The organism is Leucobacter sp. NPDC077196, from assembly GCF_040687075.1.
Lineage (GTDB): Bacteria > Actinomycetota > Actinomycetes > Actinomycetales > Microbacteriaceae > Leucobacter.
The window spans coordinates 1-24,834 of the sequence record NZ_JBFBML010000013.1; the positions used below are offsets into that span (position 1 = coordinate 1).

Below are 24,834 nucleotides of genomic sequence, written 5' to 3' on the forward strand. Positions count from 1 at the left end.
GGCATATGACAATTTAAGTGCACACTATTGAGTTCTCAAAGACCAGACACCACCCGTCACACCCAACCAAGGGAAGCTCCGAACGGCAACCTGTCATCAACCGCTGGGAGCAATACGCGCTCCAGCTGGACCGCCCTTGGGGCGTCCACCTTGCGGTGAGATCGAGTCTCTCACTTTACACGCCCGAGCCAGACTTTCGCAAGTCTTGCTCTCGGTGATCTCGAGAGAGCCGATGTCCGATTCGAATCTCGGCCGCTTTCGCGCCGTTTTCCGTTTCGCTGACAAGGGAATACATTACGGCGATCCTGGCCGTGGGGCAACTAGCGTCCACATCCCGGGCGTGTCTTCCCTCAGCAGCGCGGCACTCCGCTTTCCCGAGGGCACGGCCGTTCGGAAGGGGAAATGCGAAAGGCCCCGGCCTCATCGATTTCTCAACGAGGCCGGGGCCTTCGGTACTGGTGGCGGGTGAGGGATTCGAACCCCCGTAGGCGTTGCCAGCTGATTTACAGTCAGCCCCCTTTGGCCGCTCGGGTAACCCGCCGTCGGTCGCGCGAACGCAACCAGGAATCTACCCTAGCGGCTGAACTGCGGGAACGGAAATCGGAGGCACACCGATCATCGCGGCCACGCCGGCACGTCGTGGCAGTATCGGTGCATGACTGCTCTCCCTGAAGAACTGGTGCTGCACTCCGCCCACGTCGCCGACATGGCTCCTGTGACGCTCTACCACCTCGCCGCGCTGCGCCAGACCGTGTTCGTCGTCGAGCAGAACTGCGTGTATCTCGACCTCGATGGCCGCGATCTTGACGAAGGCTCCGTGCAGATCTGGGCCGAAGACTCCTCGGGGTCCATTGCGGCTACGGTTCGCATCCTCGATGAGGGCGCCTCGGAGTCAGGGGTCCGCAGCATCGGACGAGTCGTGACAGCTCCGGCCTGGCGCGGTCGCGGAGTCGCTGGGGTGTTGCTCGAAGCCGCCATCGAACAGTGCGGTGAGCGGAGGATCGTGCTCCATGCGCAGTCGCACCTCGTCGAATGGTATTCGCGCTTCGGCTTCTCGCGCGCCGGCGATGAGTACCTCGAAGACGGCATTCCCCACACGCCGATGCAGCTGCGTTGACGGATTAGGGGTCGATCAGGTCGTCCAGGCCCGGCACCGTCACGGCGAGCCCGTGTCGGTGCGCTCGCGCCGAGATGGCCTGCTCCCGCACGAGGGAGAGCAGCTCGACGGGCCCGGCCATGGTCACCGGCTCCGCCCAGATGGCAACGCGATCCTGCTGCCCCAACCATTCGGCAGCCCGCACCCGATCGCCATCGATGAGTCGCACCCGCAACGCACGGGTGCCGTCGGCCGCCACAGGACCCGACACGGCGAGCCGTTCAACCCAGTCGTCATCGCGCTCGAGTGACACCTCGATGTCGCGCTGTTCCAAGAAGTCAGTGAGTTCGACGGGAAGCACTTCACCGGTCGACACGGTGATGGGAGCTTGCACGACCAGCGCCGCGGCGACCACTCGCGCGAGCGAAACCACCGCGCCTCCCTCCGCCAATCGAACGTGCGCCGCAACCGGCCGGTGCCTCACGAGGTTGCGCTCGATGCCGAGACCGATGGTGTCGCGATCGATCCCGAACGAAGTGCGCCAGGTGAACGCATCTGCGAGCGCGGCACGCCTCAGCTCGTCGAACGCGTGATACGGAAGCACCGGCTGCAGGCTCTCGATGAGCACACGCACCTCCGACTCGAGGCCGCGGAGATGCAGCGTTTCGCTTCGGCTTCCCTCACGGAGACGCCACGAGCCGAGAGCGATCAAGCGGTTCGGGCCGCCAGCGAGCCCTGAAAGACCCATGCCCGCATCGTTCCATCCGCCCCCGGGTTGCCGCTCCGTGCGCGCATGCGTTGTCGCCAGGTTCACCGAGACCGCTGCGGCCTCGATGCCGTCCAACCACGTCGCGATCTCGTCGCCGTCGTTCGAGTGGATGGCCGCGACGCCGCCCGATCCCGCGCCATTGTGCACGACCAGGGCGTCCGTGAGCGAGTGCGCGGTCGTGATGCCGATTACTGGCACAGTGCGCGCATCGTCCCAGAAGGCGGCGTTCGCCGACACCCCGGATCGCACTCCCGGACTCCACACGCGGCCATCTGCGTCGAGCGGCCTTGGTTGCACGAGCCACTCTTCACCGCGTGCGAGCTCGGTGAGCGCGCGTCGTTCTGCTTCGTCTGGCGCGTCGTGCAGAGGCCCGACCTGCACGCCCATCCCCGCCGCGTCGCCCGCGCGCACGCTGTCTCCGGACCGAAGCGCTCGCACCGCGTCCGCGAGCCCCTCGCGGAACCGCCGGGAGCGCGCCACACTTCCGAGGAGGATCACTCCGCGGGCCGCGCGAATGCTGCCAGCGGAGCGCCCGAACGCCGATTCGACCACATCGGCGATGGCTTGATCGAGGTCGGCAGTGGGGGTGACGAGCACAAACCCGCGCGCCCGAAAGCGCCCTTCGACCCTCAAGTCGGGCCGACGGTGGGCGAGCTCGATCGCATCGGCACGCGATCCGATCACAACCGCGCGGTCGATTCCACGGTGCGCCGCGAGCGCTGCAACGGTTCGGCCCACGACCGTCGCTTCGAGCCGAACGACGCCCGGCGTGAGCCCTCCGACCTCGCACTCCTCGATCACCGCGGCCGCCGACGCGTGCAGCCGCTGGGGAACGGCCCACAGCACCCCGCTGCCCGCGGCGAGCGCGGCGAACACTGCCTCCGCCTGCGCGGCGAGGGGGGTCGGTGCATCCGCGACGACGAGCACCAGACGCTCGGGAACGAACGTCGCTCCTCGCACTGCTCCGAGAGCCTCCGCGAGCTGGCCGCTGTACCGCGCCGCATCCACCAGGTCGTCCACTTCAGCATCGAGTTCTGCAATGGGGGCACCGGTGTCAGCGGCGAGCAGCTGGATCAACCGATCGCGCGCCGCCACCATCGCCAGCGCGGCTCGCCGCAGTCGCGAGGCGCGCGTGCGGGTCGACTGAGCCGACCACGCCTCGGCTCGCGACCGGGCCTCATCGGCCACGTACGCAGGGTCTCGGTCGGCAGCAGACAATGCAATCGTGTCGTTTGCGGCATCGTGGTCGGTCACTCGGGCGCGGGCATCCCCGAGGAGGTCGCGTGCCCATTCCCGATTGACGGCGACCGTCGCGTCGGTGCCCGGTTCATTGGCGAAGCCCGATTCGGATACCGCGGGAATGGCGCGCGGCGGGGCAACGGCTTCGAGGGTGAATTCTCCCGTCGAACCCCGCGTCAGACCTAGCACGGCCGCGGTGAGGCCGCCGGTTTCGAATCGAGCGGGTTCGTCGGGGGCACGATAGAAGAGCGCGCTGTCGCGTTCGGATGGGTCCCATTCGCGGGCGCGATTCTGCGTGCGGTGCGAACTCGGCGCCGGCTCGGAAGCGCGCACGAGTGCGGTTCCGTACTCCGTCAACGCGTGGGCGAGCGCCTGTTCCTGCGATGACTCGTCTTCGGGCTCGGCGGGCTGAGCGATGAGCGCTTCGAGCCGCGAGATGCCCGAATCGGGATCGGCAGCTTCAGCCGCGATGCCGACGAGCAGGTCGACGGCACCACCGAACTCCTTCGGTGCGACGACAGGAATCGCGACGCGCACGTCGGTCGCGGTCTGGCGCAGCACCGTCGCGAGCCCGGGCGCGGTGCCGCTGCGCAACTGGACCGCACTCAGGTCGAGCGAACCGAGATGCTCGGCCAGCGCGACCGCCGACGCGAGCACGAAGACGTCTTCAGTGGCGAGCACGGGTCGCAGCACGGCTGCGCGACCCGGGTGCAGCGCGAGCTCCATGAGCCGGAGCAGCTGTGCAACCACATCAGTGCGGTCTTCCAGCACCGGTACGGGGAGCCCCGAGTTGATCGACGCGATCCGCTCAGTGCCCGCTACGCCGCCCACGCCGATGACGACCTCGGCCGGCGCGCCGCCCTCGGCGACGCGCCGTTGCGCCCAGCGGCTCAAACGGCCGTAGTACTCGCGGGACTCGGGGAGCTCGGCGAGAAGCTGTATGCCGATACGCGCCCGATCCAGTGCGGGATCGACCAGCGCTCGCACCGCGATGTCGGGCAGCATCCGCGCCCAGCGCACGCTCCGGGCGGAGAGATGAATCGTCGTGCCGTGCTGAGCCGAGGCGCGCAGCACCGGCTCGAGCGCAGCCGCCGCTCGAGCCACGTCGTCGTCGAACGACCAGTCCGTTCCGCCCGGAGCGATGCGCTGCGGGTCGACCACGAGATGCGTCACGGTCGGATGCGCGGCCATGGCGACGAGCCGCTCCGTTTCGCGCTCGGCACCGGCAGGCCCGTGGACTCCGAAGCCGAGCGGCTGAGTGACAGCTTTCAGGCCGGCCTCGGTGTAGCGACGGTGCGCGTCGCCCAGGGCCGAGCCGGCTGCGGAACTGAACCATCCCGCGGGAACGGGGCCGCTCGACGTGCCCGGAAGTCTCGTTGCGAGTACGAGACCGGAGACGCGATCCCGAAGCCATCGGCGAGCAACGGGCATGACCGCCCACGGGAGACCGAGCGATGCGGCCCCGCCCGCGCGCACTGCGAATCGATCGCGTGCAGGCATGGAGTCGGGAACCTCCTGCGACATCGCGTGGAGCCCGATGGCCGAGGCGAACGCGTCCTCCGTGCCGGCGACGAGTTCGAGCAGTCTCCGGGTGAACTCGAAGCTCTCGGGGTCTCGGCGCAGCCCCTCGAGCAGATGCGCCGATCCGCGCGGCTCCAGTGAATCATCGTTCGCCCGGCTGCGCACCGCCTCGATCCAGGTCTGCACCAGCGCTGCGGATCGTTCGGACACGGCGTCCCACACCGACACCGGGGTGATGGGTTCAGCTGCCATAGACCCCACTGTATGAGGGTCGCGCGCGTTTGTCGGGAGCGCGCGCCGAAGCCCGAATCTCCCCGCCCCCTGGATCGAACAGGCCCGGGTCCGAGGGTGTCTTACGCGAGCAGCGCCCGATCGTCGAGCTGGGCGCCCTTGATCTTCGCGAACTCCTCGAGCAGTCGCGGCACGGTGAGCTGTCGCTTCTCGTCTGCCGACGCTTCGAACACGATGTCGCCCTCGTGCATCATGATGAGACGGTTGCCGAGCCGCAATGCCTGCTCCATGTTGTGCGTCACCATCAACGTGGTCAGCGCGCCCTGGGCGACGATCCGATCGGTCAGTTCGGTGACGAGCGCTGCGCGCTGCGGGTCGAGTGCCGCCGTGTGCTCGTCGAGCAGCAGAATGCTGGGTCGGGTGAACCCGGCCATGAGCAGAGACAGCGCCTGGCGCTGACCGCCGGAGAGCAGACCGACCTTCGCGGTGAGGCGGTGCTCGAGCCCGAGTTCGAGTGCGGTGAGCTCCTCGCGAAAGCGATCGCGGAGTGATCGGCTGAGCGCGAGCCCGAGGCCTCGGCTCTTGCCCCGGCGCTCCGCGAGCGCGAGGTTCTGCTCGATCGTGAGGTCGGGCGCGGTGCCTGCCATCGGATCCTGAAACACGCGGCCGATGTACTTGGCCCGCTGGTACTCGCGCAGCTTGTTGACGCGCTGACCGTCGATCTCGATGCTGCCGGAGTCGACGCTGTACCGGCCGGAGATCGCGTTCAACAGCGTGGACTTGCCCGCTCCGTTCGATCCGATGACGGTGACGAAATCACCGGCGTCGAGGCGCAGGCTGAGGCCACCCAAGGCGCGTCGTTCATTGACGGTGCCTGGGAAGAAGGTCTTCTCAATGCGGTCGATGGTGAGCATGCGGCTACCTTCCGGCCTGGGTGTCGGATTCCGGCGACGAGCTGGCAGTCGGCGATGCAGGATCGGCGCCAACGCCTGCCGTCGTGACGCCGACAGGCGCGGCGCCGGTCGAGGAGGCATCGGCAGAAGCCGGCGCCGTGACCTCCTCGAGCACCACGCGCCCGTCCTTGCGACGCAGCATCGGTAGCTTCCGCAGGAATCCCCACCGGGGAAGCAGGAGCGCCGCGATCACGAGCAGCGCCGTGATGAGCTTCATGTCGTTCGGGTCGAGACCGGCGCGCAGCGCGAAAAAGATGATGAGGCGGTAGATGACGGCTCCGAGCACCACGGCGAGGCTCGCGAGCCAGATGAAGCGCTGTCCGAAGATCGCCTGACCGAGAATCACGGAGGCGAGGCCGACGAGGATCAGCCCGACGCCCATGCTGATGTCGGCGAACCCTTGGTACTGCGCCACGAGCGCTCCGCAGAGTCCCACGAATCCGTTCGAGATCGCGAGGGTGAGAATCGTCGTGCGGTCGGTGTTCACGCCGAAGCTGCGGATCATCGGACCGTTGTCGCCGGTCGCCTGAATGGCGAGGCCGAGGTTGGTCGAGAGGAACCAGTCGACCACGACCTTGAGCAGCAGTACGGCGATCAGAATGATGGCGACGCCGCCCCAGGTGCCGACGAGATCGGCCTCGCGAAGCGGTGTGAATACGGTGTCGGCGCGCAGCAGCGGGAGGTTGGCCGCGACCGCGGTGCCCTCTTTCGCGGTGCCCATGATCCGCAGGTTGATCGACCAGAGCGCGATCATTGTGAGGATTCCCGAGAGGAGTCCGTCGATGCGGCCCTTCGTGTGCAGCAGGCCGGTGATGATGCCCGCGACGAGCCCCGCCCCGCCACCGGCGAGGGTGGCGAGGACGGGGTTGTGACCGTTCGTGATCAGCGCGGCTGCGACCGCGGCACCCGTGGTGAAACTGCCGTCGACCGTCAGGTCCGGGAAATTGAGCACCCGGAACGTCAGGTAGACGCCCAGCGCCATCACCCCGTAGATGAGGCCGAGTTCGAGCGCGCCGATCATGCGATGGTCATCCTGTTCGTGTCGTGTGGTTCGGGGAGCCGAGAGGGCTGACGGCCCGACTTACTCGACGGTCTCCGCCTGATCGAGAATATCCTTTGGAATCTCGACGCCCATGCGCTCTGCGGCACCGGGGTTGACCACGTAGGTGAAGCTCTTCGAGACCTCGACCGGCAGCTCTGCGGGATCGGCGCCATCTTCGAGAATCTTGATGGCCATCTCGCCAGTCTGGTGACCCAGATCGGTGTAGTCGATGCCGAGCGTCGCGACCGCGCCGCCCTCGACGGTGCCGGCTTCAGCGCCGATGACCGGAATCTGCTTCTCCTCGGCGACCTGCACGAGCGAAGCGATGCCCGAGACCACGAGGTTGTCCGTCGGCACGTAGATCGCGTCGACGTCGCCCAGAGCTTCGGTCGCCTGAGCGATGTCGTTCGCCGTGGTGACGGTCTTCGTGACGATTTCGAGATCGAGATCGCTCGCGGCCTCCTCGGCGGCCTTCACCTGCACCTCCGAGTTCACCTCGCCCGAGGCGTAGACGATGCCGACCTTCTGCGCGTCGGGAACGATCTCCTGCAGCATCTTCAGCTGCTCGTCGAGCGGGGCCAGGTCGCTCGTGCCGGTCACGTTGCCTCCGGGCGCCTCATCCGAATCGACGAGTTCGGCCGACACTGCGTCGGTCACCGCAGTGAAGAGGATCGGCTTGTCGGTGATGGCCTGGGCGGCAGCCTGCGCGGCCGGGGTGGCGACGGCCAGCACCAGATCGTTGTCCGACGTGGCGAAGCCCTGGGCGATGGTGACCGCGGTTGCCTGCTCGGCGTTCGCGTTCTGCTCATCGAAGTTGACCGTTTCGCCCTCGACGTACCCCGCATCGATGAACGCCTGCTTGAACCCCTCGGTCGCCGAGTCGAGCGCCGGGTGCTGCACGAACTGGCTGATGCCGATGTTGAAGGTCTCCGCCGAGCCGTTTTCGCCGGACGTGTCCGGCGAAGAGCAGGCGCTGAGCGTGAGTGCTGCCGCAGCGGTGACGCCGGCGATGGTGAGAGCGCGGCGGCGGAACGAGGTCTGTCGCATGGGTATCGAATCCTTCGTGAGGGACGTCGCCGGGTCAGTGCTTCGGCGAACTGAGCGAGTCGGCGAGAACCCCCGCCGCTTCAAGCATCGTAGACCGCGATACCCCCGGGAAGGCAAACCGGGCGCGCCTTCGTGATCGAGCCGTTGTGTTGCACGCGTCGATCAGTCCGCCTGGCCGTACTCGCCGGTAGCCACGATGACGGCACGGGCCAGCGTCGACTCGCGCATCATGAAGCCCATCACCGCGGGCGTGAGTTCTGGATCGATTTCGAGGTGTTCGACGTCGAGCGCGTGCACGACGAACCAGTAGTGGTGCACGCCTGTGCCCTGCGGCGGTGCAGCCCCGGTGAATGCGCGTTGGCGTCGCTCGTTCGGCATGGTCACTGCTTCCGCCGGGAGGAGTTCACTGCCCGGCGTCCCGGCGAGCGCGCCAGCGCCCGCCGGCAGCTCACGCGTCGTCGCCGGAAGGTTCGCGACAGCCCAGTGCCAGAAGCCGGATCCTGTCGGCGCGTCGGGATCGAAACAGGTGACGGCGAAGCTCTTCGTGGCAGCGGGGAACCCGGACCAGCTCAACTGCGGCGAACGATTCGATCCTCCCGCTGCCTCGCCGTACTGCTCTGCCGGGAGCGGTTCGCCGTCTTGGATGTCGGTACTCATCAGCGCAAAACTCGGCACCGCACGCATGCGCGCATACGGGTCGATGTCGCCGTGGCCCGGCTGTTGATTCGTCATGGCACCCCCTCGTGTTCTGACCTCCAGACTACGGTCGATCGCCCGCAGATGCGCTGGTTATACTGAATTCTCGGCATCGGCGCACACGGCGCCCGACGAATCGGAGTGATCATGGCAACGACCACAGGGTCAGATCGAGCACGCGCGACGCTCGCCTACCTGCGGCGCAAGATCACCACGGGCGAGTGGCCCGTGGGCGGCCGAATTCCCATCGAGCCCGAGCTCGCCGAGCAGACGGGCGTTGGCCGCTCGACCGTGCGTGAAGCGGTGCGCTCGCTCGCCAGCATCGGCATGCTCGAAACGCTGCCCGGTCGCGGCACCTTCGTGCGCTCCGCAGCGCCGACGAGCACGCTGCTCAACGAGTTTCTGACCGACTTCACGCTCGAGGAGATCCTCAGCTACCGCCGTGCGCTCGAGATCGAGGCCGCGCAGCAGGCCGCCCTGCACCGCACCGACGAAGACATCGCCGCGCTCGAGCAGGCCGCGATCGAGGAGGTCGGCTGCACGCGTTGCCCGGTACTCGGGTTCGCCGGCGACGTCGACACCGCTTTCGACAGCCGCTTCCACCGCCTCGTGTTCGACGCCGCGAAGAACCGTTTGCTCGCCGCGTTGTACGCAGGCATCAACGACCGCCTGCGTACCCCGGAGCATCGCGGACGCCTGGCGAATGTCGCGACGGGAGCAGAGATGGAGCGCGATCACGCACGCGTGCTCGACGCGATTCGACGCCAGGACTTCATCGACGCCGTCCACGCGATGGTGAACCACGTCGACCACGATGTCGTGATCGTGAACGATCAGCACGAGGTGATCCCGCCGCTCGCCCGCACGCCCGAGCAGCAGCAGCGCATCAATGAAGCGCAGATGGCGCAGGACCACGTGCTCGCGCGGGCAGAAGCCCAGTCACGGCTCTGACCGTTCCCGTGCCCACCGGCCCCGATCGCAGCAGCGCACCGAACGGCCCCGTCGTGCGCACGGCCGACGGGGCCGTTCAGGGATCATGGGAGCCCGTCGATCCCGATTCGGCAGACAGCCCGAGCGCCGCCGTGTTTCGCGGCATCCCCTATGCCGCGGCGCCGATCGGCACCCTCAGGTTTGCTGCTCCGGAGCGCGTCGAGACCTGGGAGGGCGTTCGCGAGGCAACGGCCTTCGGCCCCACGCCTCAACGCGGCGACACGGGCATCACGCTGATCCCGGAGCATTCGGTACCCGGGGACGACACCCTGAACGTGAACGTGTGGTCCCCCTCCCCCGGCCCAGCGTCGAAGCTCCCGGTCGTCGTCTGGATTCACGGCGGTGGCTTCATCTCGGGTTCCCCGGCCAGCCCCTGGTACGACGGGCGGGCGTTCGCCCGGGACGGCGTGGTGCTCGTCACCATCTCGTACCGGCTGGGGTTCATCGGGTTCGGCCGGGTCGAGGGGGCTCCCGCCAACCGCGGGGTGCTCGATTGGGTGCGGGCGCTCGAGTGGGTGCAGCAGAACATCACGGCGTTCGGGGGCGATCCGGATCGCGTGACCGTCGCCGGGCAATCCGCCGGGGGCGGCGCGGTGCTCACGCTGCTCGGTGTGCCGTCAGCGCAGGGCCTCTTCCGCGCGGGATACGCGATGTCGGCTGCGGTCGCCGCTCCCTCTCCCGAGGCCGCCGCCGCGCGCACCAGGCACCTCGCTCGACTGGCAGGGGTGTCACCGAATCTCGCGGGCATCTCGACGCTGTCGGAAGCCCGGATCCTCGAATTGCAGCGCAAGATCACGGCGCCCGCGGCACCCCGCATCCTCCGCGATGTGCACGGCATGCTCCGCGACGGGCTGATGATCGGCCCGCTCGTCGACGGTGACATCGTTCCGTTCGCCACGGTGCAAGCAGCCGCGCATGGAACCAACGCCCACGTGCCCCTGGCGCTGAGCACCACGGATGACGAGCTCATGGGTATGTTCACGCCGCGCCCCATACTCGACCGTGCCCCGCGACGTGCCGTGCTGCGCGCGCTCGGAGCGTCTGCGGATGCAGCCGATCGGTGGCTCGCGACTCCCGAGGCCCGGGCGACCACGAGCAGTGTCGCGCTCGTCGGCCGCTACGCCACAGACGCCGTATTCCGCGCGTGGGTGCCCCGCATCGCCCGCGCCCGCGGTGCATCAGCAGAAGCCGGCGCCACCTGGAGCTCCCGCTTCTCCTTCCATGCGCCGGTCTCCGAAGCCGGCGTCCCGCACTTCGCCGGGCACTGCAGCGACGTGCCGTTCGTCTTCGACCGTCTCGATGCCCACGGGGTCGAGCACGTCGCCGGTTCGGCTCCCCCGCAGGCGCTGGCGGATGCCGTTCACGGCGCCCTCGCGCGTTTCGCGTGCGACGGCGATCCCGGGTGGAATGCTGATCACGACGGGACCGGACCGACGCGCGTATTCGATGTACCCGTACGGGAGCAGCGCGGCGCCTACGCGTCGGCCGAGGCGCTGCTCGAATCATCTGAGCATTCGACGAGTGAGACGTAGTGCCGTAGTGCATCCCGCACGAACTTCGCTCCCGCCGCTCCACCGTAGTTTGCGGCGAAGCGGCCGTCGGTGACGTACAACTCGCCGAGCCCGCGCACGTATCCCGCGAGGTCGCCCTCGGGGTCGGCAGCCGGTGTGCCGGGTATCCCTCGCAACCACGCCACGTGCTGGGCAGCGAGGCCCTGCCCCTCGGCTCCCTTCGGATCCAGTTCGCGTGCAGCGGCTGACGACCACGCTGCAGCGAGTTCGGCGCTGCGCTGCTGCCATGCGGTGCGAGCATCCGAGTCGAGCCCGCGCCACCAGCGGTCACCGTTTGCATATGCACCTGATCCCCAGCGCTGCTCCACCTCCTCGCGGTGCTGTGCGTGGTCGAATCCATCGAAGATGTTCTCAGACATCAGTGCTCCTTCCTGTGCGGTGTCGGTGGTGCCCGGGAGGGCGGCGATCGTGCGCTCCACAGCACCGATCTGACGGGTGACACGCTCGCGCTCCCGGTGGAGGATCGCGAGGTGCGCCCGCAGAATCTCGGCTTCGCCGGTCGGGTCGTCGCGATCCTGCACGGCCCGCTCACTGGGCCCGTCTTGCGCCGCGAGCACCTGCGCGATGGCATCGAGGCCCAGACCGAGTTCGCGCAGCAGCAGGATGCGCTGCAGGCGCACGAGCGCCCGGTCATCGTAGTAGCGGTATCCGTTTGTGCCGACGTGCGTCGGCGGCAAGAGACCGATGCGGTCGTAGTGCCGCAGGGTGCGCGAAGTCGTGCTCGCAGCACGAGCCACGGCCTGCACGCTGTGCAGCGCCCGAGCGGTTGTCGACGTCATGGTGCCCTCCGTTTCACGTGCCACGATATGCGTTGACGCAACGTCAAGGTCAAGCGGCGACCGGGTGGCGATCGCGACGCATCTGCCGCGTACCATTGACGGGTGAGCGAGCCCAAGATTCTGCTGTACTACGTCTTCGCCCCCGTCGCCGACCCTGAATCCGTGCGCCTGTGGCAGCGGCAGCTCTGCGAATCGCTCGGTTTGCGCGGACGCATCATCATCTCGCCTCACGGCATCAACGGCACCGTGGGCGGGGAGCTCGACGCGTGCAAACAGTACCTGCGGCGCACCCGCGAATACGCGCCGTTCGCGACGCTTGAACCGAAATGGAGCGAGGGCACTGCACTCGAGGACGCACCCGAGGAGCGCCTACACGGCGTCGAGCGAGGACCGCGCTGGCGGCGCATCACCGACTTTCCGAAGCTCGCCGTGAAGGTGCGCGACGAACTCGTGGCGTTCGGCATCCCCGACGAAACGCGCGTCGACAGTGACGGCATGGTGGGCGGCGGCGCGCACCTCTCACCGCAGGAGGTGAACGACCTCGTGGCCGAACGCGGCGAGGACGTGGTCTTCTTCGACGGACGCAACGCCTGGGAGGCCGAGATCGGTCGCTTCCGCGGCGCAGTCGTGCCCGATACACGTACGACCCACGACTTCATCGCGCAGATCGACGCCGGCGACTTCGACGCGCTCAAGAGTCGACCCGTCGTCACCTACTGCACGGGCGGCATCCGCTGCGAGATTCTGTCGGCGGCGATGCGGGATCGCGGATTCGGCGAGGTGTATCAGATCGACGGCGGCATCGTGAAATACGGCGAGGCCTTCGGCAACGACGGACTGTGGGAGGGATCGCTCGCCGTGTTCGACGGACGCGAAGCGCTCGATTTCGCGCCCGACGCGGCGGTGATCGGCAGATGTCGCGTATGCGCTGCCCCGTCGAACACCGTGACCAACTGCTCCGACCCGTCGTGCAAGCACCGCTTCGTGGTGTGCGACGCGCACACTGGCTCCCCGTGCGCTGAGCACGCCGCGGCGTAACGCACCTCGCTGCTCTTCTCCCCGTCCCCTTCCCTCCCCTCTCCCCCTCCTACTCCTACTCCTACTCCTACTTCTCGGAGCGGGGTCACTGTTGGTGCGTGTTGCACGCGCGACACGCACCAACAGTGACCCCGCTCGAGTGAATGGTGAGGGGAGGGGGGTTGAGGGAGCGGTGGACCGTGGCGGAGCGGTCAGGATGTCGGGAGGCGCGGGATCGCCGAGATCAGGCGCTGCGTATACGCCTCCCGCGGCGCCGCGAGCAGGTTGCCGGTCGGGCCGGCCTCGACCACCCGTCCCCCCTCGAGCACGACGGTGCGCTCGCACGTCGCGGCCACGGCGCCCAGGTCGTGCGAGACCATGACGAGTGCCAGCCCGTGCTCCGCCCGCAGCCGGTTGATGAGCTCGATCACCTGGGTGCGCGTACTCACGTCGAGCGCGCTGACCGGCTCATCGGCGACGAGTACCCGCGGGCGCACGACCGTCGCGCGAGCGATGGCGATCCGCTGCCGCTGCCCACCGGAGAACTCGTGCGGGTAGCGCTGGGCAGCATCGGCGGGCAATCCGACCGACTCCAGTGCCTCGCGCACTCGTTCACGGGCCTGCGACCCCTGGGCCAGGCCGAGCGATTCGAGGGGCTCGGCGACGATGCGATCGACTCGCTGCCTGGGGTCGAGCGAAGAGTAGGGATCTTGAAAGACCGCCTGCACGCCGCTGCGGAAATCGCGCATCAGCGCGCGATCCCGCAGCTGCAGCGGAGCACCGTCGTACCGGATCTCGCCGCGCTGCGGCGACGCCAGCCCGAGCAGGAGCGACAGCAGCGTCGACTTGCCCGCTCCCGATTCTCCGACGATTCCGACGGACTGCCCGGCCCTCACAGCGAGGTCGACACCGGTGAGGATCGGCCGCTTCCCGTACGAGAAGTCGACGCCTCTGGCCTCGAGTACCGTCATCGCGCGTTCCCCGTTCCGCTCGGGTGCGAGCCGTCGAGTGCCGCGTCGAGCACACGGGCGTGCGCCACGAGCTGGGCCGTGTACGGGTGCTGCGGCGCGCGAAGAATGTCGCGCACGGGGCCTTCCTCGACGACGTCGCCGTGCTGCAGCACGAGCACCCGGTCAGTCATGCGCGAGACCACGGCGAGATCGTGGCTCACGAACAGCAGCCCCATGTGACGCTCGGTCACGAGCCGGTCGATCAGATCGAGCACCTCGGACTGCACGGTGACATCGAGTGCGGTGGTCGGCTCGTCGGCGATGAGCAGGCGGGGGCGCGCAGCCAGCGCGATCGCGATCGCCACGCGTTGCCGCTGACCACCGGAGAGCTCGTGCGGATAGGCGCGTGCGAGTCGCGCCTCGTCGAGCCGCACCTCCGCCAGCGCGTCGGCCACGGCGCGTGCGAGTTCGTCGCCGCGCAGCCCGAGATGACGTCGGATCGGCTCGGCGATCTGCTTGCCGACGCGCATGAGCGGGTCGAGTGCGGTGAGCGGCTCCTGGAAGACGATGCCCGCGATCGGTCCGCGAAGCGGCCGGAGGGTCTGCTCGTCTGCGCCAACAGTCTCGACACCGGTGAGTCGCACCGAGCCAGACGCGCGGAGGCCGTCGGGGAGGAGAGCGGTGATGGCCAGCGAAGTGAGCGACTTGCCCGATCCGGATTCGCCGATGAGCCCGATGCGCTCACCGGCCCCGATCTCGACGTCGATGCCGTTCACGAGCGCGGTCTCACCCGAGCGAACGGACAATGCGCTCACGCGCAGCAGTGCCTCGGTCATGCGGTCCTCCCCCGCCGGGTCGGGTCGGCGGCATCGCGCAGACCATCTGCGACGAAGTTCACGCCGAGCACCAGCACGACGAGCGCAATACCCGGGGCGATCGCTGCGATTGGTGCGGTGAGCACGGTGCCCTGCGCCTCCTGCAGCAGCCGTCCCCAGGATGCATTGGGCGGCGGCGCGCCGAGGCCGAGGTACGACAGGCTCGCCTCCGCGAGCACGGCTGCGCCGAACTGCAGTGCGAGTGTGACGGCGAGGGTCGGAGCCATGTTGGGCAGCAGGTGACGGCGCACGATGCCGAGGGTGCGGGTGCCGCTGGTTCGCGCAGCGATGACATACTGCGAGCCGACGGCGCGCTTGGCGAGGATGCGCGACACGCGCGCGACGATCGCCGACATTGCGAGGCCGATCGCGAGGATCGCCGACCCGAGCGAAGGCGGCTGCAGCGCCACGATGAGCATCGCCGTCAGCAGCACCGGGAACGCGATGGCGACGTCGATGAACGCCGAAATCGCATCGTCGAGCCACGGCGCCGCGAGCGCTGCGATCAGGCCGATGGCGATGCCGAGCACCGCGGCGATGGCGACCGACCCGGCTCCGACCATGAGGGCGATGCGTGCGCCGACCATCAGCTGGCTGAGCAGGTCGCGGCCGAGCTTGTCGGTGCCGAGCAGGTGCTCGGGGCTCGGAGCGGAGAGACGGCCGCCCGAGGTGTCGTCGAGCGAGTGCGGCAGCCAGACCAGGGACACCAGCGCCATGAGCACGACCACTCCGACGAGTACGAGGCCCGTGATGAGCGTCGTGCTGCGTCGGGCGCTCATGCCCCCACCCCCACGGTTCGTCTGAGACGCGGATCGACCACGCGCTGCGCCACATCTGCGGCGAACCCGACGAGCAGCACCAGCAGGGTGGTCACCACGAGCACCCCTTGGATCGCCGAGAAATCGTGGCGCGCAATGCCGTCGACGAGATAGCTGCCCAGGCCGGGGAGTGCGAAGACGCTCTCCACGACCACGGCGCCCAGCAGGGTCGAGGCGAGTTCGATCCCGAGCACCGAGATGACCGGAACCGCGCCGTTGCGCAGGCCGTGACGCCACAGCGCCTCGCCGAAGCCGGAACCGTGCGCGCGAGCCGTGCGCAGATAGTCGCTGCCGAGCACGTCGATCGTGGCGGAGCGCACATAGCGAGTCAGGGATGCGCCCATCACGCAGGCGATGGCGATCGCGGGAAGGGCGAGCGACGAGATCGCGCCCGCCGGATCACTCCAGTCGTCGATGGGGAAGCCGCCGGTCGGGAACCACCCGAGGAGCAAGCCGAATACCCACACGAGGATGATGCCGACCCAGAAGACCGGTACGGCGATGCCGAGCTGAGCCACACCCGAGAGCAGCACGCCGTACCAGCGATCCGCCCGCACGGCCGCGGTGACGCCGCCGAGCAGGGATCCGACGACCGCGAGGAGGAAGGCGAAGACCGTGAGCGGAATGGTGACGACCAGACGCGCAGCGATCTCGTCGCCCACTGAAGCGCCGGTGATCAGCGACTCGCCGAGATCGAATCGGAGCATCTGCGCCACCCAATTGCCGAACTGCACGAGAAGCGGTCGATCGGACCCCACCTCGGCCCGCGCCGCTGCTATCTGCTCAGGCGTCGCGTTCACGGAGAGCAGCGCGTTGGCCGGATCGCCCGGGAGCAGACGCAGCAGCACGAAGATCAGCACCATCGCAATGGCGAACGACGCGATGAGCAGCAGGCCGCGGCGAAGCACGTACCCGAGCATCGGCCCTCCCCTGATAATGCGACGGTCGCTCGCGATGCCAGCCGTCGGTGATGCGTGCGCGACGTGCCGGGCTCGAAGGCCCGGCACCGACGCCACTACTCCTTGACGATGTTATAGGCGAAGAACTGCGAGTTCAGTCCGTTCACCGGGTACCCGGTCACATTGTCTGCAGCGACCACGATCTGCGGATAGAGGTACAGCCACGCGCTTGCGGCATCGCCGGCGATCTGACGGTTCGCCTGCTTCAGCAGTTCCGTCTGCTCGGCTTCGGTCTCCGCCTGCTCGGCCTCGGAGATCCACTGGGCAACCTGCGGATTGTCGTAGCCCCAGTAGAAGTCGGGGTTGCCGTACCAGACCACATCGCGATCGTTCACGTGCTCCTGCAGCGTCGCCTCGAAATCGTGCTCCTGGAACACCTTCGTATACCACTCGTCAGCGCTGATCGTATTGATGTTGACGGTCACGCCGACCTGCTTCAGCTCCGACTGCAAGAACTCGGCGACGGCGGGGTGCGGGTCGTAGCTCGGGGTGTCGAGCGTGAATTCGAATCCGTCGCCGAGACCCGCCTCCTCGAGCAGCGTCTTCGTGCGCTCGGGGTCGTAGGCGTTGAGATCGTTCAGGTCTTCGTACCACGGGTCGGTCGGGGGCACCATCGAACCGATCACGGTTCCGTACTCGCCCCAGATCGCGCCCAGCAGCTTCTCGCGATCGATCGCCGAGTACACGGCTTGCCGAACCTTGACGTCGTCGAACGGGGCCACCCGATCATTGAAGGCGAGCAGTTCCTTCGTCGTCGACTGCCCATCGGTGATGGTGAACTTGCCGGAGTCCTCGAACTGCGGCAGCGAGTCCGGGTTCTGCACGCTCGTGATGAGGTCGATGCGCCCGCTCTGCAGCGCCGTGTCTTCCGCGGTCGAGTCGGTGAAGTAGTTGTAGACAACCTCAGCGTTCTTCGCTGCCTCGCCCCAGTAGTCGTCCCAGCGCTCAAGCGTCAGAGTGCTGCCGCGCTTCCACTCGCCGAGCGTGTACGGGCCCGTGCCGTCCTCGGAGTTCTCGAGGTCGGTCGCCTCCGAATTCACGATCCAGATGTACGTGAGCAGGTAGGGGAACGAGATCGAGCGCTCGGTCAGCGTGAAGACGACCGTCTGGTCATCGGGCGTCGCGATATCGGAGACGACCTCCATGCTCGACTTGCGCGCCGACTGCGAATCGGGCGCAGTGACCCGCTCGACGCTCGATTTCACATCAGCAGAGGTGAGCGCTTGGCCCGAGTGGAACGTCACATCATCGCGCAGCGTGAACGTGTAGGTCAGGCCGTCGTCACTGACCTCGTGGCCCGTGGCGAGCAACGGCTCGGTGGTGCCGTCGTCGTTCAGACGGTAGAGCGCCTCGTACACATTGCCGGTGAGCGCCTCGGTCACGCCCTGACCGCCGCCCGCGGTGTTGCTGAGATTGACGGGCTCGTACAGCGAACCGATGCGGATGGTGGCGTCCTCGCCGCCGGCGGACGCGCCGCCGTTGGACGCGCACGCCGTGAGCGCCAGCGCAGTGACGGCGAGCGCACCGATCGCGGTGAGCGCTGATTTCTTGAGGGAGGGCATGATGTTCCTTCTCGTGATGAAAATGAGGATCGGGCGAAACCCGAGTCAGACGGTGTAGATGTCGAAACCGCCCGTGAACCTGGGCAGGCGTTCACCAGCGTGCACCGGCCAGGGCAGGCGGTTCTGCGCTGGAGGCATCGGGCAGTTGTACTGAGCGGAGAAGCCGCACGGCGGCACGAAGGCGCGGTTGAAGTCGAGGCGCACGTGCCCCGCTTCGCCGAACTCCGCGGCGTCGCGCTCGACGAACAGGAATCGGCCGGAGCCGTAAGTGGCCGTCTCGTCGCTCCGCCGATTGGTCGGATCGCCGAAGACGAGGAGCAGTTGCCCGGCGTCGTCGAACGCTGCGAGGGTGAACCGCTGCCCGTCGCGCTCGAACGTGATGTCGCCGGGTACGACGAGATCGCGACTGCCGCCTGCGTCTCGGATGTGCTCGAACGGTACGGTGCGATCTGATGACACCGGGGTGAACTCGGCCTCGATGATCCAACTCGGGTCGAATGGAAAGGTCTCGATCTCTGCAAAGGCGCGGATCGCCGGAGCGTTCGCATCCCAGACCCGCAGACCGTGCTCTGCACGTCCGCTCGCGATGTTCTTCCGCTCGACCGAAGTGACGGTGACGCCCTCGGGCGCGGATTCGCGTTCGGCCACGACGAGGCGGGCGGCCGCTTCGCTGTCTACGTCGCCGAGGAACCAGCGCGTTTCGACCAGACTCAGATTGCCCGTAGCGGAGGTCACCGATGCACGCCGGCCGGCGCGCCAAGCCTCGTGCGCCGACTCAGGCGTCGGAACCGCGGCGGGCTGCGAGGCTGCGTTCATGGTGTCTCTCTTTCTGAGCTCGGCGGTCTCATGCTGGGAAATGAAGCTCCGCAAATGCGACGCATTCACAATCTGCAAGTATTTCGCATTCGAACGGAGCGCGCGAACGCTCATGCATTCGAACGACACAGAGGGCGACCGTATTCCTGCCCCGGGGAGCACGGGATGCCAACCCCGTTCGCTGCTGGCGTGCGCATGCGTCGGTCGCGCAGGGTGGTGCTCTACGATTCCCGCATGACCAGTCCTTCACGGCGCGAACGCCTGATTACGCGCATCACCCAGCCGCGCACGAGCGCGACTGGCGAACCGCGCCCCGTCGTCGAACGCTCGCTCGACCGACTGCTCGCTGTGCAGCGCCCGCCGGTGCTCGCCCATCTGCGGCGCATTCGCAAGAAGTATCCGCACGCGACACCCGAGCAGATGATTCACGTGCTCGAAACGCGCTACATCGCCACCGTCACGGCCGGCGGAGCCGGCGTTGGAGCCGCCGCGGTGATCCCCTCGGTCGGCACGGGGATCGCCCTGGGCCTCGCGGGTGCTGAAACGCTCGGTTTCGTTGAAGCAACCGCCCTGTTCGCGCACTCGGTTGCCGAAGTGCACGGCATCACCATGACCGATCGCGAGCGCACCCGCGCCTTGGTGCTCGCGCTCATGCTCGGCAACGAAGGCGCCGAGCTCGTGCGCCAGGTGACCATGCAGGCGGTCGGCGGCGGGGGCACCCGGCGCGACTACTGGGGCAAGATGCTCACCTCGGCGATTCCTCGCTACGCGATGGGGCCGTTGCTCGATCGTCTGAAGACCTCGTTCATGCATCGGCTCGCCGGCGTAGGCGGCGCCTCAGTGATCGGCAAGGCGCTGCCCTTCGGCATCGGAGCGGTCGTCGGCGGCACCGGTAACCACCTGCTGGCGCGGCGCGTCACCCGGGCCGCTCGCCAGGCGTTCGGCCCGCCACCGCTCACGCTGCCCGGCGATCTCGAGGTCACGCCGGGGCCGTTGGCCGCGAATGCAGGTACCGATGCCGAGACGACCACTGCGGCGCCGCGCTACGCAGCACCGCTGCCCCACGAGGCCGCCGTCAGCTCGAGCGCCGAGACGTACGACATCACGTCGTTGCCGCGCGAGCGCTGACTACCAGATGGAGACGCGCTCGGCCGGGTCGAGCCACAACCCGTCGCCCTCGTGCGTCTCGAACGCTGCGTGGAAGGCTTCGAGATTGCGCACGATCTGATTGCAGCGGAACTCGTTCGGTGAATGCGGGTCGATCGTCAGCAGACGCACGGTCTCCTCGGGCCGAGACTTCTGCTGCCACGCCTGCGCCCACGCCAGGAAGAATCGCTGGGCGCCGGTGAGACCCTCGATGACCGGGGGCTCGACGCCCTCGAGCGACCTGAGATAGGCCTTCCAGGCGATCTCGAGGCCCGAGAGGTCGCCGATGTTCTCGCCGATCGTGAGCTCGCCGTTCACCGTCTGCCCGTCCGCGCCCTCGGGCGACAGTGCGTTGTACTGACCGATCAGCGCACCGGTGAGCTTCTCGAAGGCAGCTCGATCGTCCTCGGTCCACCAGTCGGTCAGTCGCCCGTCGCCGTCGTAGCGGGAGCCCTGATCGTCAAAACCGTGCCCGATCTCATGTCCGATGACCGCGCCGATCGCCCCGAAGTTCGCGGCGGCGTCCCAGCTCACGTCGAAGAACGGGGGCTGCAGAATGGCGGCGGGAAATACGATCTCGTTGAAGCCGGGGTTGTAGTACGCATTGACGGTCTGAGGCGTCATGAACCACTCGTCGCGATCGATGGGCTTGCCCACTTTGCCGATCTCGCGGGCGAACTCGACCTCCGACACTCGACGTGAGTTGCCGACGAGATCACCGGCATCGACCGAGAGCGCGGAGTAATCGCGCCATTTCGTCGGGTAGCCGATCTTCGGGGTGAATCGGTCGAGCTTCTCGAGGGCACGCGTGCGCGTCTCGGGGCTCATCCATGTGAGCTGCTCGATGGAGTCGCGGTACGCCTCGATGAGGTGCTCGACCAGGCCGTCCATGGCCGCCTTGGCGCGCTCGTCGAAGTGCCCCTCGACGTACAGGCGGCCGACGGCCTCGCCCATGGCGCCTTCGACGAAGGAGACCCCGCGACGCCAGCGCTCCCGCTGCTGCGGAGCACCCGTGAGCGCGGTGCCGTAGAAGTCGAAATTGGCGCGGGAGATCTCTTGCGAGAGCAGCGCGGCCGACGAGCGCACGACGCTCCAGACCAACCACGCCCGCCAGGCGTCGAGCTCGGAGTCGACGAGCAGGTCGGCGAGACCGGTGATCGCGTCGGGCTGCGCGGCGACGACCTCGGCGAAGGCGGACTCGGGCGCGCCCATCGCTGCGAGGTACGCCTTCCAATCGAGCTTCGGCGTCAACTCCTGCAACTCGGCGAACGTGCGCAGGTTGTAGAGCTTCTGGATGTCGCGGCTCGCCACCTTGTCCCAGTGGGTCGCGGCGATGCGGCGCTCGAGGTCGTAGGCGAGACCGGCGAGGCGATCCGCATCGCCCACACCGGCGAGATCCAGCATGCGCGCGATGTGCGCCTGATACTGCTCGCGAACCGGCGCGAACTGCTCCTCGCGATAGTACGACTCGTCTGGCAGGCCCAAGCCGCCCTGCATGACGAAGACGATGTACCGAGCGGGATCGCCCGGGTCGTTATCGATGTACATGCCGTAGAACCCGCCGAGCCCCTGGCGCTCGAACTGCGCGACGACGGCGAGCAGCTCGTCGATGGAGTCGATCGCTCGCACGCGTGAGATGTCTGCTGCGATGGGCTCCGCACCCTGCGCGTCAGCGCGCTCCACATCCATGAAGCTCGCGTAGAGCGCCGCGACCTTGTCGGCCTCCGTCGCCGCACCGGCACCGGCTGCGGGCGGCTCCGTGCCGGTGATGATGTCGCGAACGGCCTCCTCCGCGTTCTCGGCGAGCACCGCGAACGAGCCGTACCGCGCTTTATCGGACGGAATCTCTGTGCGATCGATCCATTTGCCGTTCACGTGTCGATAGAGGTCGTCTTGCGGGCGGACCGCAGGGTCGAGTTCGGAGATATCGATGCCGGAAACGGACGCTGCGTTGCTCATGCGACCACCCTACTGGTGGCGACGGACAACGCCGCGGGGGTTCGCCAGACGCGATCGGATCGCTTCCGATCGCAGTCGACGTCAGCGTCGGAGGTCGGCGCTACCGTTGTGGCATGACCTCAGGTGGCACCCGGGCTGACCGCCGCAGCATCGATCGGAGCATCGCGCGTCTCGCGATTCCGGCGTTGGGCGCGCTGATCGCCGAGCCGCTGTTCCTCATCGTCGATTCGGCGATGGTCGGCCATCTCGGCGCTGGCCCACTCGCGGGCCTCGCAGTCGCGAGCGCCGTTCTCCAGACGGCCGTCGGACTCATGATCTTTCTCGCCTACGCCACCACCCCGCTCGTTGCCCGCACGCGTGGCGCGGGCGATGTGCGAGGTGCGGTGCAGGTGGGTGTCGACGGGCTGTGGCTCGCCTGCGGTATCGGTGTCGCGGTAGGAGCGGCGCTCTGGCTCGCGAGCGGCCCGCTCGTCGCCGCGTTCGGCGCATCGGAGGAGACGACGCGGCACGCGCTCGCCTACCTCGCGGTGTCCTGTCTCGGCATCCCGGCCATGCTCGTGGTCTTCGCCGCGAGCGGATTGCTGCGCGGCCTGCAGGACACCCGGACGCCGCTCGCCGTGGCGACCGTCGGGTTCGCCATGAACGCGCTGCTGAACTGGTGGTTCATCTACGGCCTGAACCTCGGCATCGCGGGAAGCGCGTGGGGCACCGTCGCGGCGCAGTGGGGGATGGTCGCGGTCTATCTGATCGTGGTCGTGCGCCACGCGCGGCGCGCGGGCGCCCGTCTCCTCCCGCGACGCGAGGGGATGAGACGTGCGGGGCAGAGCGGGGGGTGGCTCTTCGTTCGCACCGTGGGTCTGCGCGCCGCGCTGCTCGCGACCGTCTTCGCTGCGACGAGCCACGGAACGGCCGCGACGGCCGGCTACCAAGTCGTCTTCACCATCTTCACGACCGCCGCGTTCGCCCTCGACGCACTGGCGATCGCGGCGCAGGCACTCGTGGGCGACGCGCTGGGATCCGGTGATGCCGCACGCGTACGATTGATCCTCCGGCGCAGCATCTTCTGGGGCATCGGATGCGGAGTCGTCTTCGGCGGGGCACTCGCTCTCGCAAGCCCCGGGGTCGGTCGGGTGTTCACCGATGACGCAGCAGTGCTGTCGATTCTTCCCGCCGCGATTCTGGTGCTCGGCATCTCACTGCCGCTCGCTGGATTCGTCTTCGTGCTCGACGGCGTGCTCATGGGAGCCGGGGATGCCCGCTATCTCGCCTGGACCAGTCTCGTGAACCTCGCCGCATACGTACCCGTGCTGTGGGCGCTGACCGTGCTCGTGCCGGCGGGGACCAGCGGACTCATCGCGCTCACAGCCGGTTTCACGGTCGTGTTCATGGCGGCGCGCGCGATGACGCTCGGGATACGCGCCAGAGGCGACAGGTGGGTGCGGCTCGGCATGTGAGGCGTTGAGCACCTCGGCTCGACGCCCCTCGGGTTGATAGCCTGAGCTTTCACGCCCCCTCACCTCGCACAGGAGCAGCTTGTCTCGTTCGTTCGACAATCGTTTCGCGGTGCGCTGGACGTACGGCGTGCTGGTCATCTTCGCGCTGCTCGGCTTCGGGTTCGGCAGCTGGCTCGGGCGCATCCCGGCCCTCCGCGACCATCTCGGCGCCAGCACGCTCGAGATGAGTTGGCTCGGTCTCTCGCTCGCACTCGGTTCACTCACCGGGCTCGTCTTCTCGGGTCGCACCGTGTCGTGGCTGGGACCCCGCCGCACACTGGCCGTCGGGATCGCTGGGCAGACCCTCATGCTTCCAGCGGCGGCGACCCTGTTCTGGATCGACGCCACCGTGCCGGCGATCATCTGCCTGGTGATCTACGGGCTCACGTTCGGCACTTCGGATGTCGCGATGAACGTGAGCGGTGCCGGCGCTGAGCGCGCACTCGGCAAGCCGCGCATGCCACTGCTGCACGCCGCGTACAGCCTGGGCAGCGTCAGCGCGATGGGTGTCTCGGCATTCGCCGAATCCTCGGGCATCATCGTTCCGGTGCACCTCGGCGGCACGTATCTGCTGATCTTGATCATTGCGGTCTTCGCGCTGCCGAATCTTCCCCAGGGCAACGCGAGTGACACGGAGGCCGATTCCGAGGGACTTCCGAACGTGCACACCGGACCGATCCCGCTGCCCATCACATCGGCCGGTATGCCGAAGCCTGGGCCCAAGTACTCGCCTTGGCGCCAGCCGCGCATCCTGCTGATCGGTCTCATCGCCATGTCGATGGCGCTCGCCGAGGGCACCGCAAGCGACTGGTTGCCCCTCGCACTCGCCGACGGTCGCGGGTTCGCGAACGATTCGGCCGCTCTCACCCTGGGCGTCTTCTTCGTCTCGATGACACTGGTGCGCGTCGCGGGTTCTTGGCTGCTGACCCGCTTCGGGCGCGTGCGCGTACTCCGCACGGGCGCGATCCTCGTGATCGTCGGACTCATCCTCGTCATCGTCGTTCCTGTCGCTTGGGCGTCGGTCGTCGGTGCGGTCCTCTGGGGTGTCGGATGCGCGTTCGGGCTCCCGATCGGCATCTCGGCGGCGGCCGACAATCCCGCAACCGCGACCAGAGACGTCGCCGCCGTATCTGCGATCGCGTACACCGCGTTTCTCGTCGGGCCGATGAGCATCGGCTTCCTCGGCGAGCACCTCGGTCTGCTGCAGGCGTTCTGGCCGCTCGTCGCGTTCTCGGTGTTCGTCTTCGTCATGGCTCGAGTGGCGCGCGAACCCCGCCAGGATTTCGGATCCTCGCACTGAGCCCG

At 67.9% G+C, this 24,834-nt stretch carries 20 protein-coding genes and 1 tRNA gene; 7 read left to right on the forward strand and 14 right to left on the reverse strand.

The window, feature by feature from the left end; all coding sequences use genetic code 11:
- Positions 1-456 precede the first annotated feature (456 nt).
- Positions 457-541 (reverse strand) — tRNA-Tyr (locus AB0O71_RS11960).
- A 114-nt stretch (positions 542-655) separates the two neighbouring features.
- Between AB0O71_RS11960 and AB0O71_RS11965 the strand changes: the two genes are divergently transcribed.
- On the forward strand, positions 656-1,117 hold the full coding sequence (locus tag AB0O71_RS11965) for a GNAT family N-acetyltransferase (RefSeq protein ID WP_363745581.1): 462 nt from the start codon (positions 656-658) through the stop codon (positions 1,115-1,117).
- A 4-nt stretch (positions 1,118-1,121) separates the two neighbouring features.
- Here the strand turns inward: AB0O71_RS11965 and AB0O71_RS11970 are convergent, their stop codons facing one another.
- From AB0O71_RS11970 to AB0O71_RS11990, 5 genes are all read right to left on the reverse strand, one after another.
- Positions 1,122-4,877, reverse strand: coding sequence for an aldehyde dehydrogenase family protein (locus AB0O71_RS11970; protein ID WP_363745583.1), 3,756 nt, complete (start codon positions 4,875-4,877; stop codon positions 1,122-1,124).
- A gap of 101 nt (positions 4,878-4,978) precedes the next feature.
- Positions 4,979-5,770 (reverse strand): ABC transporter ATP-binding protein, encoded by a 792-nt coding sequence (locus AB0O71_RS11975; protein WP_363745585.1) that lies wholly within the window; start codon positions 5,768-5,770, stop codon positions 4,979-4,981.
- Positions 5,771-5,774: 4 nt separating this feature from the next.
- Positions 5,775-6,830 carry an ABC transporter permease gene (locus AB0O71_RS11980; RefSeq protein ID WP_363745587.1) on the reverse strand — a complete coding sequence of 352 codons (1,056 nt, stop codon included), beginning with the start codon at positions 6,828-6,830 and terminating at the stop codon, positions 5,775-5,777.
- Positions 6,831-6,890: 60 nt separating this feature from the next.
- On the reverse strand, positions 6,891-7,898 hold the full coding sequence (locus tag AB0O71_RS11985; RefSeq protein ID WP_363745589.1) for an ABC transporter substrate-binding protein: 1,008 nt from the start codon (positions 7,896-7,898) through the stop codon (positions 6,891-6,893).
- A gap of 162 nt (positions 7,899-8,060) precedes the next feature.
- Entirely contained in the window at positions 8,061-8,630 is a 570-nt protein-coding gene (locus AB0O71_RS11990) for a YbhB/YbcL family Raf kinase inhibitor-like protein (RefSeq protein WP_363745591.1), read from the reverse strand.
- Positions 8,631-8,741: 111 nt separating this feature from the next.
- Here AB0O71_RS11990 and AB0O71_RS11995 point away from each other — a divergent pair, with 111 nt between their 5' ends.
- Both AB0O71_RS11995 and AB0O71_RS12000 read left to right on the forward strand, forming a co-directional pair.
- Positions 8,742-9,545: a GntR family transcriptional regulator gene (locus AB0O71_RS11995; protein ID WP_363745593.1), complete on the forward strand. Its 804-nt coding sequence runs from the start codon at positions 8,742-8,744 to the stop codon at positions 9,543-9,545.
- Positions 9,546-9,553: 8 nt separating this feature from the next.
- The gene (locus AB0O71_RS12000; protein WP_363745595.1) at positions 9,554-11,116 is read left to right on the forward strand and encodes a carboxylesterase family protein; all 1,563 of its coding nucleotides are present in this window, start codon (positions 9,554-9,556) and stop codon (positions 11,114-11,116) included.
- On the opposite strand, the gene AB0O71_RS12005 is transcribed toward AB0O71_RS12000, so the two are convergent.
- Positions 11,059-11,934: a MerR family transcriptional regulator gene (locus AB0O71_RS12005; protein ID WP_363745597.1), complete on the reverse strand. Its 876-nt coding sequence runs from the start codon at positions 11,932-11,934 to the stop codon at positions 11,059-11,061. The genes AB0O71_RS12000 and AB0O71_RS12005 overlap by 58 nt on opposite strands.
- 102 nt (positions 11,935-12,036) lie before the next feature.
- Between AB0O71_RS12005 and AB0O71_RS12010 the strand changes: the two genes are divergently transcribed.
- On the forward strand, positions 12,037-12,972 hold the full coding sequence (locus AB0O71_RS12010; RefSeq protein WP_363745599.1) for a rhodanese-related sulfurtransferase: 936 nt from the start codon (positions 12,037-12,039) through the stop codon (positions 12,970-12,972).
- A 191-nt stretch (positions 12,973-13,163) separates the two neighbouring features.
- Here AB0O71_RS12010 and AB0O71_RS12015 read toward each other — a convergent pair whose 3' ends face one another.
- The 6 genes from AB0O71_RS12015 to AB0O71_RS12040 all read right to left on the reverse strand — a co-directional run bounded on the left by AB0O71_RS12015 (position 13,164) and on the right by AB0O71_RS12040 (position 18,931).
- Positions 13,164-13,922, reverse strand: coding sequence for an ABC transporter ATP-binding protein (locus tag AB0O71_RS12015; protein ID WP_363745601.1), 759 nt, complete (start codon positions 13,920-13,922; stop codon positions 13,164-13,166).
- Entirely contained in the window at positions 13,919-14,737 is an 819-nt protein-coding gene (locus tag AB0O71_RS12020) for an ABC transporter ATP-binding protein (RefSeq protein WP_363745603.1), read from the reverse strand. Before AB0O71_RS12020 ends, AB0O71_RS12015 begins: the two co-directional genes overlap by 4 nt.
- Complete coding sequence (locus AB0O71_RS12025) at positions 14,734-15,555, reverse strand: ABC transporter permease (protein WP_363745605.1); 822 nt, start codon at positions 15,553-15,555, stop codon at positions 14,734-14,736. The genes AB0O71_RS12020 and AB0O71_RS12025 overlap by 4 nt, the downstream gene beginning before the upstream one ends.
- A complete protein-coding gene (locus tag AB0O71_RS12030; RefSeq protein WP_363745716.1) occupies positions 15,552-16,514 on the reverse strand; it encodes an ABC transporter permease in 963 nt (320 codons plus the stop codon). Before AB0O71_RS12030 ends, AB0O71_RS12025 begins: the two co-directional genes overlap by 4 nt.
- A gap of 95 nt (positions 16,515-16,609) precedes the next feature.
- Positions 16,610-18,115, reverse strand: coding sequence for an ABC transporter substrate-binding protein (locus AB0O71_RS12035; RefSeq protein WP_363745607.1), 1,506 nt, complete (start codon positions 18,113-18,115; stop codon positions 16,610-16,612).
- Positions 18,116-18,160: 45 nt separating this feature from the next.
- Complete coding sequence (locus tag AB0O71_RS12040; RefSeq protein WP_363745609.1) at positions 18,161-18,931, reverse strand: DUF1684 domain-containing protein; 771 nt, start codon at positions 18,929-18,931, stop codon at positions 18,161-18,163.
- A gap of 234 nt (positions 18,932-19,165) precedes the next feature.
- Here AB0O71_RS12040 and AB0O71_RS12045 point away from each other — a divergent pair, with 234 nt between their 5' ends.
- The gene (locus AB0O71_RS12045; RefSeq protein WP_363745611.1) at positions 19,166-20,059 is read left to right on the forward strand and encodes a hypothetical protein; all 894 of its coding nucleotides are present in this window, start codon (positions 19,166-19,168) and stop codon (positions 20,057-20,059) included.
- Here AB0O71_RS12045 and AB0O71_RS12050 read toward each other — a convergent pair whose 3' ends face one another.
- On the reverse strand, positions 20,060-22,036 hold the full coding sequence (locus AB0O71_RS12050) for a M13-type metalloendopeptidase (protein WP_363745613.1): 1,977 nt from the start codon (positions 22,034-22,036) through the stop codon (positions 20,060-20,062). It abuts the gene before it with no gap.
- Between the two features lie 113 nt (positions 22,037-22,149).
- On the opposite strand from AB0O71_RS12050, the gene AB0O71_RS12055 reads away from it, so the two are divergent.
- Positions 22,150-23,490, forward strand: a complete 1,341-nt coding sequence (locus AB0O71_RS12055; RefSeq protein ID WP_363745615.1) for an MATE family efflux transporter — start codon at positions 22,150-22,152, stop codon at positions 23,488-23,490.
- 79 nt (positions 23,491-23,569) lie between these two features.
- Positions 23,570-24,829, forward strand: a complete 1,260-nt coding sequence (locus AB0O71_RS12060) for an MFS transporter (RefSeq protein ID WP_363745617.1) — start codon at positions 23,570-23,572, stop codon at positions 24,827-24,829.
- The last annotated feature ends 5 nt before the right edge of the window (positions 24,830-24,834 follow it).